The 14021-nt window shown below is 40.7% G+C and carries 11 protein-coding genes; 9 read left to right on the top strand and 2 right to left on the bottom strand.

Going from position 1 to position 14021, the window contains the following annotated elements; all coding sequences use genetic code 11:
* Window positions 1-82: 82 nt before the first annotated feature.
* Genes kdpB through kdpC form a run of 3 tightly spaced genes read left to right on the top strand, consistent with a single transcriptional unit; the run spans window position 83 to window position 3138 of the window.
* A complete protein-coding gene (gene kdpB / locus RMX98_RS29320; RefSeq protein ID WP_409881105.1) occupies window positions 83-2224 on the top strand; it encodes a potassium-transporting ATPase subunit KdpB in 2142 nt (713 codons plus the stop codon).
* 6 nt (window positions 2225-2230) lie between these two features.
* Window positions 2231-2500: a potassium-transporting ATPase subunit F gene (locus tag RMX98_RS29315; RefSeq protein WP_322679437.1), complete on the top strand. Its 270-nt coding sequence runs from the start codon at window positions 2231-2233 to the stop codon at window positions 2498-2500.
* Window positions 2500-3138 (top strand): K(+)-transporting ATPase subunit C, encoded by a 639-nt coding sequence (gene kdpC, locus RMX98_RS29310; protein ID WP_322679436.1) that lies wholly within the window; start codon window positions 2500-2502, stop codon window positions 3136-3138. Before RMX98_RS29315 ends, kdpC begins: the two co-directional genes overlap by 1 nt.
* Window positions 3139-3341: 203 nt before the next feature.
* On the opposite strand, the gene RMX98_RS29305 is transcribed toward kdpC, so the two are convergent.
* On the bottom strand, window positions 3342-4760 hold the full coding sequence (locus tag RMX98_RS29305; RefSeq protein WP_322679435.1) for a calcium-binding protein: 1419 nt from the start codon (window positions 4758-4760) through the stop codon (window positions 3342-3344).
* A gap of 905 nt (window positions 4761-5665) precedes the next feature.
* On the opposite strand from RMX98_RS29305, the gene RMX98_RS29300 reads away from it, so the two are divergent.
* From RMX98_RS29300 to RMX98_RS29275, 6 genes are all read left to right on the top strand, one after another.
* Window positions 5666-6031: a TrkA C-terminal domain-containing protein gene (locus tag RMX98_RS29300; protein ID WP_322679434.1), complete on the top strand. Its 366-nt coding sequence runs from the start codon at window positions 5666-5668 to the stop codon at window positions 6029-6031.
* 230 nt (window positions 6032-6261) lie between these two features.
* Window positions 6262-6660, top strand: a complete 399-nt coding sequence (locus RMX98_RS29295; protein ID WP_322679433.1) for a hypothetical protein — start codon at window positions 6262-6264, stop codon at window positions 6658-6660.
* Between the two features lie 31 nt (window positions 6661-6691).
* Window positions 6692-7132 (top strand): potassium-transporting ATPase subunit KdpA, encoded by a 441-nt coding sequence (locus RMX98_RS29290; protein WP_322679432.1) that lies wholly within the window; start codon window positions 6692-6694, stop codon window positions 7130-7132.
* Between the two features lie 38 nt (window positions 7133-7170).
* Window positions 7171-8631, top strand: a complete 1461-nt coding sequence (locus tag RMX98_RS29285; RefSeq protein ID WP_322679431.1) for a hypothetical protein — start codon at window positions 7171-7173, stop codon at window positions 8629-8631.
* A gap of 172 nt (window positions 8632-8803) precedes the next feature.
* Window positions 8804-10984 carry an aminodeoxychorismate synthase component I gene (pabB, locus tag RMX98_RS29280; protein ID WP_322679430.1) on the top strand — a complete coding sequence of 727 codons (2181 nt, stop codon included), beginning with the start codon at window positions 8804-8806 and terminating at the stop codon, window positions 10982-10984.
* Window positions 10985-11509: 525 nt separating this feature from the next.
* Window positions 11510-13291, top strand: a complete 1782-nt coding sequence (locus tag RMX98_RS29275; RefSeq protein WP_322679429.1) for an iron uptake porin — start codon at window positions 11510-11512, stop codon at window positions 13289-13291.
* A 90-nt stretch (window positions 13292-13381) separates the two neighbouring features.
* Here the strand turns inward: RMX98_RS29275 and RMX98_RS29270 are convergent, their stop codons facing one another.
* Window positions 13382-13660 (bottom strand): hypothetical protein, encoded by a 279-nt coding sequence (locus RMX98_RS29270; protein WP_322679454.1) that lies wholly within the window; start codon window positions 13658-13660, stop codon window positions 13382-13384.
* Window positions 13661-14021: the final 361 nt, after the last annotated feature.

Genomic DNA, 14021 nt, shown 5'->3' with positions numbered 1-14021 from the left:
CTTGCCCTGAGCAAAGCCGAAGGGAGTCGAAGTGTCGAAACTCAGTACAAGTGCCCAATGCCGCATTCCCAAAATTTAATGTATGCCAATGACTACTGATTCTCCTTCGCCTCGTATTGGATCTGGAACTCGTGACTCGCGCAAGCATACGCCTAAAGCAAATATGCAGGGGCTTTACCAAAGGGCAATTCGTGAGTCATTTGTCAAGCTCGATCCGCGAATTACTGTCAAAAACCCAGTGATGTTTGTTGTTTGGGTGGGGACAATTGTCACCTTTCTTGTTAGCCTTAACCCAAATTTGTTTGGCACAATTCAAGCAGATATTAATCAACAACGCTTATTAAACGGGTTAATTACCTTCATTCTCTTTTTCACCCTCGTTTTTGCTAACTTTGCCGAAGCCGTAGCTGAAGGACGCGGTAAAGCACAAGCCGATTCACTGCGCTCGACGCGATCGGATACTGTTGCCAACAAAATCCTCCCCGATGGTTCCATAGTAAAAGTCAATTCTACAGAACTGCGACGGGGCGATTTGGTAAAAGTGGTTGCAAATAACATGATTCCCGCCGATGGAGATGTAATTAAAGGCATCGGCTCGGTGGATGAGTCGGCAATCACTGGAGAATCTGCCCCGGTACTGAAGCAACCAGGTACAGATATTGCCAGTTCGGTGACAGGCGGTACACGCCTACTCTCGGATGAGTTGACAATTCGCATTAGTGCCGATCCTGGACAAGGCTTTATCGATCGCATGATTGCCCTGGTAGAAGGGGCAGAACGCAGCAAAACTCCCAACGAGATTGCTTTGACGGTATTATTGGCAGTGTTAACGCAGGTGTTCTTAATTGTGGTGGCAACTATGCCCCCATTTGTCGCCTACATCGCTAGCTTTATCAGCACCGCCTTTGGAGTTGAAGCGGGGAACAGTTTGCGGGCGGGTGCTAGCGTTGCTATTCTCATCTCGCTCTTGGTAGCATTAATTCCCACAACTATCGGTGGTTTGCTCAGTGCGATCGGCATTGCCGGGATGGATAGAGTTGCTCAATTTAACGTCATTGCAACCTCTGGTCGAGCGGTAGAAGCTTGCGGTGACATCAACACCTTGGTGCTGGATAAGACGGGCACGATCACCTTGGGAAATCGGATGGCTGATGAGTTTATTCCCCTGGATAACCACTCAATCATAGATGTGGCGCGAGTCTCCCTAGCTGCTAGCTTGTTTGATGATACGCCAGAAGGCAAATCGATTGTGATTTTGGCAGAAAAGTCCCAGGCTGGGGTAGACTTTAACATTGATAAAGCCGAAGGTGTGGAATTTTCCGCGAAAACCCGGATGAGTGGCACGAATTTACCCGATGGTAAACAAATTCGCAAAGGTGCGGTAGATGCCATTAAGGGATTTGTCCGTTCCCGTGGCGGCAATGTTCCTGATGATATAGATGCAGCTTATGAGCGAGTTTCCCGATTAGGCGGTACACCCTTGGCTGTTTGCCAAGATGACAAAATTTATGGTGTCATCTACCTGAAAGATATTGTCAAACCTGGTTTGCGGGAGCGATTTGACCAACTCCGCCGCATGGGTGTTCGCACCATCATGCTTACAGGTGACAATCGAATTACCGCTTCGGTGATTGCCGAGGAAGCTGGGGTGGATGATTTCATTGCCGAAGCGACTCCAGAAGACAAAATTGAAGTGATTCGCTCGGAACAATCTCAGGGTAAACTGGTGGCAATGACTGGGGATGGTACGAACGATGCGCCTGCTTTGGCTCAAGCAAACGTGGGTGTGGCGATGAACTCTGGAACGCAAGCTGCTAAAGAAGCTGCTAACATGGTGGACTTAGATTCAGATCCCACTAAGTTGATTGACTTAGTAACCATCGGTAAACAGTTGCTAATTACTCGTGGGGCGTTGACAACATTCTCCATCGCTAACGATATTGCCAAGTATTTTGCGATCATTCCGACAATCTTTGCTGCTGCTGGAATCGGCGCACTTAACATTATGGGATTAAAGAGTGCCCAATCTGCGATCGTCTCGGCGCTGATTTACAATGCCTTAATTATTCCAGCACTAATTCCGCTAGCACTCAGAGGGGTGAAGTTTTTACCTTTAACAGCAGATCAACTGCTACGTCGTAACATCTTTATCTTTGGTCTTGGCGGTATCGTTGCTCCCTTCATTGCCATCAAACTGATAGATATAATCCTACCTTTGTCTTAATTTACTATGAAATTTATTCAGATCCGCCGCACTATTCTTGCATCCCAAGTATTAGAAGAAATAACTGAAATCTGGTGTCAATGGCGTAGGCAAAAGCTGCCACTGTATTTGTTCTTGGCGATGTGTTTCAACCTAGTGGTTGCACCTATGGTTTATGCCGCTACTAATGAACAACTTTCCCGGAGTCAATCTTGGGGATTGGGACTGTTAGGACTGGTGACACTAGGGCTTTCCATCTATTTATTTTTTGTCATGTTTGTACCGGAGAAATTCTAATGAGTTTTGCACGCGAAGCCGGTAGAGCCGTTCGTTCTACCTTGGTACTCTGGGTTATTGGAGCGATTATTTATCCTTTTGCGATGATTGCCATTGGGCAGATTGTGTTTCCGTTTCAAGCAAACGGTAGTCTCCTGAAAAATAGCGCTGGTCAAGTTGTCGGTTCTGCTTTGATTGGTCAACCTTTTAGTAGCGATCGCTATTTTAACAGCCGCCCCAGTACCACCAGCTACAGCACAGCCGATCCGAAAAAAGACGATGCGGGAGTTTTGAGAACTGGGGTTTCTGGCGCTAGTAACTTGGCTCCCAGTAATCCCGCATTAATGGAACGCATTAAAGGTAAAGATGACCCAGACCCCAGTAAAAAAGTTGAAGGTGACTTCAATCGTTTGAAAAAAGCAGGTGTGCAGCCGACTGGCGATTTAGTTTACACCTCTGGTTCTAGCCTTGATCCGCATATTACCCCGGAAGCTGCGATCGCGCAAGTCGCACGAGTAGCCAAGGCGCGAGGAGTTCAGCCGAACCAACTCGAAACTTTAATTTCTCAAAACACCGATGGCCGCTTTCTCGGCATCTTTGGCGAACCTGGAGTTAATGTGTTGAAGCTGAATTTAGCTCTGGATAAGATTAAAGGGTGATTTCAAAACTTTTGTAGAGACGTTGCAATGCAACGTCTCTACACGCAGATTCAATCTATGAAAACGATTTTGCATAATACCAAAATCCTTGTAGAGACGTAGCACTGCTACGTCTCTACATCTAGATTCATACTTCAATTCAGCAACGCCGTTTTTGTGATGCGATCGCTGTAAATCTGCAATGCCGAGATTTGATATTACAATTAGGCAACAACAACGAAATTGGCTTCGCTTAGTGAGAGTCCACCATTTAATTGTGCGAATTGTACTTGAATAAACGCAGCACCGCTACCATCTTTGTCAAAGAAAAGTTGACCTGTACTATTGTTGTAGATAAATCGTTGAGCGTCTGTTGTCGCGCCTGAATTGATGGTAAACTGACCCGCCGAAACTGTACCTGCTACTAACCCACCGCCAAAACCAGCAGCTGATACCTGAATAAGTTCACCAGTCGTGTCGAAGTCATAAAGACTATCAACACTTTGATTGTATGTATTAAAGGTAAAGGTATCAGTGCCAGATCCTCCATACAGAATATCATTGCCTTTCCCTCCAATCAGGAGATCATTGCCATCGTACCCATTGAGGTTATCGTCGCCATTACTGCCCACAATAGTGTCAGCGTTGGCTGTACCGTAGAGATTTAATCGTTCAATATTCTTGTAGCTAACTCGGTATGTCCCAGCCGTAATCAAGCCTTGCTTAGTGGTTGCATTGAAAGTCGAAGTGATTCCCTCGATATTATAATTGCCGTAATTGAGGGACAAAAAATCGTCATCCGCACCTCCATCTACCGTTTGAGTTACTAAGGAAGAGGGGGCAGTAGAGGGGGCATTAAAATAGAAGGAGTCATTGTCATCTCCTCCATTGAGGGTATTGCTGCCAGTGGGATTGGTAGCATAAAATATATCATTCTCAGAGCCGCCGTCTAAAAGGTTATTCCCAGAAGAATAATAAATATCGAAATTATCATTCCCAGTTCCTCCCTTGAGGGTGTTGTTGCCAGTGCTATACTGAGCATAAAAGTAATCATTCCCAGAGCCTCCGTCTAAAAGGTTTTTCCCAGAAGAAGAGGAAATATTGAGAATATCGTTACCTAAATCGCCGTATAAGCTATTATCTCCCTCGCCACCAGAGAGGCTGTCATTACCCTCACCACCATACAATTTGTCGTTTCCAGCTTCTCCAATCAGAGTATCGTCTCCCTCAAGACCATAGAGGCTGTCATTACCATCTCCCCCAGAGATGTAATTATTGGCACTATTGCCTGTAATCACATTGTTTAGTGCATTTCCATAGCCATTTATGGCTGTTGTTCCGGTTAAGATGAGGTTCTCGATATAGTTACCCAAGGTGTAACTAACAGAAGACTTAACTGTATCAATACCACCTGCATCGCCACCGGAGCCGTTATCTTCACTGACAATATCTTCAGTGGTATCAACGATGTAAATATCGTTGCCCACTCCACCTTTCAATGTATCGTTACCAGTACCGCCATCTAGGGTATCGTTACTGGCTCCACCACTGAGGGAGTCATTGCCCTCATAGCCATAGATAATGTCAGCGCTCGCGGTGCCATTGAGGACATCATTACCATTAGTACCCTTGAAAGTTGCCATAAGTTTTACCTACCTAAATTAATTGTTTTGGAAGCTTGAGATATTAACCCGTTAGTATTGCTGTTTTCACGCACCAAAAATTAGCCTAGATTATTAATTCTAAGTATAATTTCTTACGTATTATGCAAAGCTGGCTTTTCAAGATAATCAAGCCATTAATAGCTTTACAAGCAGCAATCAAGAATCTGCTTACAGAGTAAACTGAGTTAATTTAATCACTATATTCTTTAAAAAATTAAGTGTCACTACTCGAACTATATTTTTTTTTACTTTGGCTTACTTGTATATTTATGTATTTTTAGATGTTAATACTGAGTAATATTGAATTTAAGTATAATATTTTTTACTAAAGTAAGCGATCGCGCTCTTCAAGGCAAATAACTACATCTATGAACGGCTGATATCCTTGCTCTACAAGCTTTTAAACCAGGTATATGTATGGAGCGATCGCCTTTTTTAAACCTGAGTCATGTTTGTTATAAAGCATCAGATATAAATTTTTTAGTATAATAAAATACAAAAAAAATGAATCAGTGGGTGTCAAGCATGGACTAAAATTTTACCGTTAGCAGTTTAAGCTTTCGCTCAAATGATTAACTAGGGCCATATTGCAATCCGATTTGATTTCTGTTCGCGCAGCTTGGCGTAGCCATACTTAATTTGCGTAGGAGGCACTCTTGCAATAGGCAAGAAGCCTCTTTGAGTTCTACTGAATTTTTTCAAGAATCAAATATGCGTCCTATATATCAAAAATATATCTCTAAATATATGCCGTTTTAACTAGTCAATAAATATATCTTTTATTTATATCTATATAATTCATATACCTTCAAAATATATCCAAAAAAAATCAAATTTTATCCAAAGTATTGGACAATATTATTAGAGTTCAATAAAAACATTTTGTGTTGAAAAATAAAAAATTTTTAGAACCAAGCTTATTTGCTATTTTAATTAAAGAAAATAGTATTTACTGCGGCATTCATTTAACAGAAATTCAGTTACCTAATAAATGTGCTTTTTTGGTAATTTTAAGAGAAACCCAAGTCATTTATGCAACAGATAATCCAATTATTTTTGCTGGTGATTACGTCTTAGCAATAGCAACTCATTTCATGATGGTTCCCGCTCTCAAGGTTACTCTTAAAAAAATCCATTCTCTTTACTATTCCCTAAACTGTTGCTTATTGGAAGCTCGACCAACAGACACTCAATCTGTTAATTCAGATTACTCAAGACTGCCAACAGCCTTCGATTCCACATATTATTAGACAAATGAAAATTTATTTCTTCTTTTCTCAATCTGACCCAAAGATGATTAAAAAATTTAGGTAATCCGATTACAATTCAATTTCAGGAATTTATAGATATTTTTTTCAGAAAAAATATCTATAAATTCCTGGATGAAAAACAAGCACAATAGTTTATTGCTAATTGACAAAAAGGTTGAATTTTCATCAATTTACCGAATCTGAGTTCGACTAAATTAAAGGTTTTTAATATGCATACTTCGGAGCTTTTCCGACTTTATGTATTCGCCCAAAAAAGTGTTCATCAGTCTACCCTGATTGAAGCTAACCTGGTTAAGCCAACACATAGTGACGTAAAACCACAAAACGGAGACATTCCTTTTGTCGCAGTATTTTTGGCTCATATTTCCTTCATGATTGTTTGGGGAATTGTCGTTTATCTCGTTTCATCTGTCTGCAAAGCAATAGAAGATCCACCAGAAAATAGGGCGCAAGATAAAGACGAAATAGTAAGCATCAAATATTTAGAGCAACATCCTTGTAAAAACTGCCAATTTTTTCATAAAAATTCTTATCTAAAGTGTGCAGTAAATCCTGCTACTGCTCTAACTAAAGAAGCGCTCAATTGCTCTGACTATAGTCCTAAATAAGTGAGTCCTTCTATGGCGAAGCTTCCCGATTATGCTCCAAGGTTTTGTGCAAATCTTCCTCACCTTATTCTTGGTTGTGATATCAGTACCGATCGCAGGACACTACCTAGCTAAAGTCTTCTGTATGGAAAGAACCTGGCTTGATCCAATAATGGGTGTTGCTGAATCGAGGTATGAATTTGGATGTAGAGACGTTGCAATGCAACGTCTCTACAAGGATTTTGAAATAACGCAAAATTATTTTTCATACCGCAATCAGCAACGCCCAATAATGAACCCACTGGAGCGCTTAATTTATCTCTTTATAGGTATTGAACCGCAAAAGAGCATGACTGGAAGAGAATATGCGATCGCTCTCTTACTCAGCAATACAGCAATGGCAGTTTTAGCGCTACTACTGCTGATGTTTCAAAGTTTACTACCGTTGAACCCCACCAATGTAGAGATGTTTAAACATCTAAACAGAGTTTGAACTTGTAAAACTTCATTTTAAAACCTGAAACACATTTTATGAAATCAAAAGAGACGATATTTGTTATTCCGACTCATCGCCTAAGAGATGTAGCACAGACCATCGAAAAGTATGATGAGAATTTCTGGGCGAATGGTCATGCTTTAAAAATTATCGTTTTTGACGATTCTAGCGTTGCTAACCATGAGAAATATTACCCACTTTTGGAGCAGACTAAGACAGTCAATGATGTGTATTATGTTGGTCCCCAACAGAAAGAGCAATTTATTACATTTTTAAATGAAAGACTGCGCGATCGCAAGCTAGAATCACTAGTCAAAAACTTATTCCGACCTAGTTATGGCGGAAATCGTAACTTCACACTCATGTATACCCTTGGACATTTAATGGTTAGTGCAGATGACGATATGCGTCCAGATGCATTAATTGAAACTAGCCCAGAATCTTTATCTGGTGATGAAATATGCCGAGGAAAATTAATCAAGTCTAGCCAACAAGGCGGCTATGTCCATAAATCTTTTGACTTACTCACGGCTTTTGGTGATGTTTTAGGTCAAAAAGCCAGTCATGTACCAGAAAACTTCGAGGCTGGAGAATTGGTACTTGATACAGCAATGGATTTAGAAACCAATACAACTAAAGGTTACTTTCGAGAAAACAGCCTTTTATTACAACAGGGGAGAGTCTTAAATAATGCGATCGTTAAGATTGCCCAAACTTTTCGCACAGGAACTAATGATATAGATACACTTGATTTTATTCACATGTATCTCAATGATGAAAACCAAATTAGTCCCAATGACCTAAATGATTTTTATATTCTTACCAATTTTCGACCCGTTATTACTAATAAAAACTGGCGAATGGATTGTGGAGTTGCTGGATATGATAATCAATTAGGTTTACCACCCTTTTTTCCAACTCGGCTTAGATTTGAGGATTATATCTACAGGATTTGGATACAGCAAGAAGGGATTGCAGCTGCACACGTTGATGCTGTCCAAAACCATATTAGAAATAACTATATGCGTAATCCTTTGGCTAGCGAACTATTTAATGAAGAAATATGTAGCTTGCTGAAAAAGAAGATTAAAAACAGTGTTTATCATCTTGACGATTTGGGAATCAAGTTTGATTACTCAGGCGAAGTCACCTTACAAGATTCTGAGGAAATCCTGGAAAAAATCTCTGCTATTCATAGACAAGTAGTCAAAGCCTCAATCTCTACCCAGAATGAAGAACGCAAGCAGTCACTTCAATTATTTGCTGAGAATTTATCCAGAGTATTTTATGGATTTGAACCAGACTTTTTTCAGCAAAACGTTTCCAGAATTATCGATGATGTCATTAGCCAATTTCATGGCTCTCTAGAAATATGGCCAACTTTAGTAGAAATCTGTTACTTTTACAAAGACAAAAAAGACTTACCACAAATCAGAGTTAAAAACAAGAAGGTAAAATCTAGAAATGGCACAAAATCGAGCGAAATTCTCGTATAAATGCGACCTTTGGCAAAGCCAGCATTCATCTAAGAAAATGTTCTGAAACCCTTTATTTTTGAAGATGCGCCTATAGAACTTAAGCTAGATCCCCGACTTCTTCAAGAAGTCGGGGATCTAATTTTTCACGAATGATTTAGGATTGCTATATGTGCTAGTTAAGTGACTATGTATGCAAACGCTAATTATTGATAACTATGACTCTTATACATTTAATCTTTACCAGATGATTGCCGAGGTAAATGGGGAACTACCTTTAGTAATTTATAACGATCAGCTTAACTGGGATGAATTGAAAGAAATTGCATTTGACAACATTGTGATTTCACCTGGCCCTGGTCGTCCAGAGAGATCAGAAGATTTTGGAGTCTGTCGGCAAATAATTGAGAATGTGGATGTGCCCTTGTTGGGAGTTTGTCTGGGACATCAAGGACTTGGCTACCTATATGGTGGAAAAGTGATTCATGCACCGGAAGTTCGACACGGCAGACTCAGTAAAATTTATCATAATAATTCAGAATTATTTCAAGGTATTCCTAATCAGTTTTCTGTGGTGCGTTATCATTCATTATTAGTTGCTGATGAACTACCTGAGTGTTTAGAAAAAATTGCTTGGACTGAAGAAGGATTGGTGATGGGATTGCGTCATCTACATCTACCTTTTTGGGGTGTGCAGTTTCACCCAGAGTCTATCTGTACAGAATATGGGCAAAGATTACTAGAAAACTTTCGAGATATTACGCTGCAATTTCCAAAGAAATCGTCAATAAGTCCAGAAAAACAGTATTGCATTCGATATGGATCTGTTACTTCTACTGTAGATGAATCTTGCCAAAAACAGGAAGAGAAATTTGAATTGTATACGCGCAAGTTAGATATCTGCCCAAATACAGAACAAATATTTGTGCAGTTGTTTGAGAATGCACCCAACGCTTTTTGGTTAGATAGCAGCCGTGTAGAACTTGGTCTATCTCGCTTCTCGTTTATGGGTGATGGCAGCGGAGCAAACAGTCTGTTGGTGCGATATAATACCGAAACGCAAGAAATCATCGTCACCCAGTCAGATGCCGTAACTCGTCACACCGAAAGTATTTTTGAGTATTTGAAGCGAGAAATAAACTGCCGAAGTTGCCAAGCTGATGAGTTACCGTTTGATTTTAACTGTGGATTTGTGGGCTATTTTGGCTATGAACTTAAGGCGGAGTGTGGATCGTCATTGGTACATTCTTCACCATTACCTGATGCAATTTTCTTACTTGCCGATCGCATGATTGCCATCGATCATCAAGAACAGTGTCTTTATTTGCTGCAATTAATCAAAAAAGGACAAACAGAACAGGTAGAAACTTGGTTTGATACAATCCAACAACAACTCGAAACTCTAGATCCTCTTTCTTCTCTTATACCCCAAGAAAATTGTCAGCCGGTGAAGTTCCGTTTGAGTCGCACTTATCAAAATTACATCCAAGATATTCAGCATTGCTTGAACGAAATTCACGAAGGGGAAACCTATCAAGTTTGCCTAACAAATCAGCTTCATACCGATGTAACCCCCGATCCATTGACGTTCTATCGCACATTACGTAAAATCAACCCAGCTCCTTACTCTGCATTTTTGCGCTTTGGTGAAATTGCGATGCCTGCGGCGAGCGTAGCGATCGCTTGCTCATCTCCAGAACGGTTTCTACGCATTGATCGCCAAGGTTGGGTAGAAACTAAGCCCATCAAGGGAACGCTACCACGAGGAGAAACCCCCGAAGCCGATTTCGTCCTCCGTGAGAAGCTACGCAACAGCGAAAAAGATCGGGCTGAAAATCTGATGATTGTCGATCTGTTACGCAATGATTTGGGACGAGTCTGTGAAGTCGGTAGCATCCACGTACCAAAATTAATGGATGTGGAAACATACCCAACAGTACATCAGTTGGTAACAACGATACGCGGGCGATTACGTTCGGATTTACAAGCGGTGGATTGCGTGCAAGCTGCATTTCCTGGAGGATCGATGACTGGTGCGCCGAAAATCCGCACCATGCAAATTATCGATCGCCTAGAACAAGAGGCGCGGGGAGTGTATTCAGGTGCGATCGGTTTTTTGGGTTTGAATGGTTCAGCCGATTTAAATATTGTCATTCGGACTGCTGTTTTGACTCCCAATCAAACTTCCATTGGTATAGGTGGTGGAATTATAGCTCTTTCTGAGCCTGAGATGGAGTTTCAGGAAACGCTGCTGAAAGCCAAAGCTTTAATCGACGCTATGGTTATGACGATGGATGGAACCTCTGAGTCAAAGAATTATGACATTCTGGGATTAGAAACAATCGCCGATAGTTATGAGAAATTAACTGCTTAAATCAGGGAACTAAAAAAATAAAAATGTGTTTTGGATGGAATATAGAAGTAATCAGTTATAAATCAGATCGAACAGTTTATATAGATAATAAATCGCTGCCTTCTCGCTTAATTGCAGTGCTTTACGCACTGTTTACCTCGACTTGAAACCGATATTTCGCAGGTTGTATGGTCAAAATTATTCATAGTTAATAAATTCTTAATTCATAATTCCAAACCCAATAAATAAATGCACGTTCTTGATTCAGCAATAAATTTAAAGATAAAAACTATCTACCGCAAATCAAGGTTAAAAACGAGAAGCCAAAGTTCACAAATAGCGCAAAAACGCACAAAAATACCTTATAATCACGACCTTTAGTAAACATACATCTGCAATACTTTACGATTCTTCATGTGATAAAACTTTCTTAGATATGGCTTAGGTAACAGCAATCTGATAAGATTTCTAACAAGTAGAATAATTGCTTGTTCTCTTTTTCTTAAACCAACTGATTTAGGTTATTTTTGGGAAAGGAAAATAAAAATGTCTGATTTATTGTGGAAAACTCTGGTACTAAGTCCAGTAGTTTTGGGAGTGACGGTGTTGGTTTCCGCAAGAGCTATAGCTGCTGAAGGAGCAAGCTCTTTTGAAGATATAAAGTTAAAACCTGCTCAGACAGAAGCACCAATAGCTTCTAATGCTTCAATATTCATTCAAACAAAGCAACCAAAAAATCAGCAGTTGGTTGCCCAAAAGACTGATGATAATCAGGTTTTAGAACAAGTTAATCGCTACAACAGCGAAGGCAAGAACCAGAATTCACTATCTCAAGTCACATCAGTTTCTCAGTTTTCTGATGTACAACCGACTGACTGGGCATTCCAAGCTTTGCAATCCCTAGTTGAACGCTACGGTTGTATAGCAGGATACCCAAACTCTACTTACCGTGGCAATCGGGCACTGACTCGTTATGAGTTTGCCGCAGGTTTGAATGCTTGTTTAGATCGAGTTAATGAACTGATTGCGACAGCAACTGCTGACTTGGTGACAAAACAGGATTTGGCGACTCTCCAGCGCTTGCAGGAGGAATTCTCGGCAGAACTAGCAACTCTGCGTGGTCGAGTAGATTCTCTAGAAGCGCGGACTGCGGAACTTGAAGCTAATCAGTTTTCTACTACCACAAAATTGGTGGGTGAAGCTATTTTTGTCGCTACTGATATTTTTGGCAATAACACTGGCGATGCGAATAATACTGTCTTCCAAGATAGGGTACGTTTAGACTTGCAAACCAGCTTCACGGGTAAAGACGTTTTACACACTCGTCTTGCAGCCGGGAATGCACTAGCCTTTACACAAGTAGGGAATAATGGTGTTGGGATCGATACTTCTGAAGGTACGCAAACATTTCAAATCGGCAGCACTACTAACAACAGTGTGATTATCGACTGGCTGGCGTATTACGTACCCATAGGCCCAGCCCAAGTCTACATTGCGGGCACCGGAGGTATTCATAGCGATTATGTAGCCACTAATAACCCTTACTTTGAGGACTATGATGGCGGTAATGGTGCTTTGTCTACCTTTGCTTCTGAAAGTCCGATTTATCGCATTGGTGGTGGTGCAGGTGCGGCACTGACTTTACCCTTTGGTAAGGGCGGCAGTTTTTTCAAACCAAGTTCGCTGACTATCGGCTACTTGGCATCAAATGCTAACAATCCTGGGGCAAATCTAGGTTTATTAGAGGGTAATTATGCAGCCTTGGGACAGTTGAACTTTAGTGTTGGCGATCGCTTATCCATAGCTGCTACCTACGTTCACGGTTATCATGGTGCTGGAGGTGGTAATTTATTCGATCTAGGTGGTGGTTTGGGTAGTACTAACCGCGTCGTAGGTACTGGTCAAGCTAACACCCTAACTGCCTTAAACGGATCTTCCAGTAATTCTTACGGTATAGAAGCAGCTTTTAGACCCAGCGACAAACTCTCAGTCAGTGGCTTTATTTCTTACCACGATGTCACAGGCTTTGGTGCTGGTGATGATTATGAAGCTTGGAGTTACGGTCTTGGAGTGGCCTTACCTGACCTCGGTAAAAAGGGTAACGTTTTAGGGATTTTTGCTGGTGCAGAACCTTATGCCCGTAACCGAGGCGGAGCTTTTGCTGGTACTGGTAATGATATACCTTATCACTTTGAAGGCTTTTACAAGTATCGCGTGTCAGATAACATTTCAATCACCCCTGGTGTCATCTGGTTGACCTCTCCTGGCCAAAACAGCAACAACGACGATGCAATTATCGGTACACTGAGAACAACTTTCACTTTCTAAAGGTTTATAGCAAAAGTGTCAAGAATGCAGAATTCTAAATTCAGAATTCTGCATTCTTTTTCAATTTTTAGTTTTTAATTTTTGACTGAGTTATTGCATCAAAATCTGACGGCTTAAAATACTCATGACTTCATCTGGATTACCTGTTGGTAGTAGCGTACTCCAGTCACCAACGCTGGCATAGCCGAGAACTTGCAACAAGTGAATTGTGCTGGTAACGGCTTTTGGTGAACCAATCAATAAATGTTTAATCGGTTCTCTTTTTGGTGATTGCTTTTGGTTAGATAGATTCAGAGGGGGTGCATTGTTGCCTTGGGTAGGTAAATAGTGCTTTTGTTGTGATTTGGCAAACTTTTTTGATTGTGCAATGATCATACTTGACTCCAATTGTAGGGGTTAAATGAAAGGCGATCGCCCTCGGCCAAGAGTCCGCGATCGCCTTTCTTATTTCAATTTATAGTATAATTTTATACTTGTCAATAGAATTTTAAGTATTTTTACATAGATTGGGCATGAAGATGTCATTAGTCATTTGTCCTTTGTAATCACAACTGACTAAGGACGACCATAACAAAAATTTTCACAACTCAAATAAGATTGCTATAAGTTCTTATATTGAATTCGGGCAGTTGTTTATTGAATTCGGGTAGTTGTTTATTGAATTCGGGTAGTCGTTTATTGAATTCGGGTAGTCGTTTATTGAATTCGGGTAGTCGTTTATTGAATTCGG

This window comes from Nostoc sp. DedQUE02, assembly GCF_034531035.1.
GTDB lineage: Bacteria > Cyanobacteriota > Cyanobacteriia > Cyanobacteriales > Nostocaceae > Nostoc.
Note: the sequence above shows the minus strand (reverse complement) of the source record. Positions and strands in the feature narration are given on the sequence as shown.

Excerpts from the sequence above, each read along its gene's own strand:
- kdpB (WP_409881105.1), top strand. The coding sequence starts at position 83 with ATGCCAATGACTACTGATTCTCCTTCGCCTCGTATTGGATCTGGAACT.
- RMX98_RS29315 (WP_322679437.1), top strand. The coding sequence starts at position 2,231 with ATGAAATTTATTCAGATCCGCCGCACTATTCTTGCATCCCAAGTATTA.
- kdpC (WP_322679436.1), top strand. The coding sequence starts at position 2,500 with ATGAGTTTTGCACGCGAAGCCGGTAGAGCCGTTCGTTCTACCTTGGTA.
- RMX98_RS29305 (WP_322679435.1), bottom strand. The coding sequence starts at position 4,760 with ATGGCAACTTTCAAGGGTACTAATGGTAATGATGTCCTCAATGGCACC.
- RMX98_RS29295 (WP_322679433.1), top strand. The coding sequence starts at position 6,262 with ATGCATACTTCGGAGCTTTTCCGACTTTATGTATTCGCCCAAAAAAGT.
- RMX98_RS29290 (WP_322679432.1), top strand. The coding sequence starts at position 6,692 with ATGCTCCAAGGTTTTGTGCAAATCTTCCTCACCTTATTCTTGGTTGTG.
- RMX98_RS29285 (WP_322679431.1), top strand. The coding sequence starts at position 7,171 with ATGAAATCAAAAGAGACGATATTTGTTATTCCGACTCATCGCCTAAGA.
- pabB (WP_322679430.1), top strand. The coding sequence starts at position 8,804 with ATGCAAACGCTAATTATTGATAACTATGACTCTTATACATTTAATCTT.
- RMX98_RS29275 (WP_322679429.1), top strand. The coding sequence starts at position 11,510 with ATGTCTGATTTATTGTGGAAAACTCTGGTACTAAGTCCAGTAGTTTTG.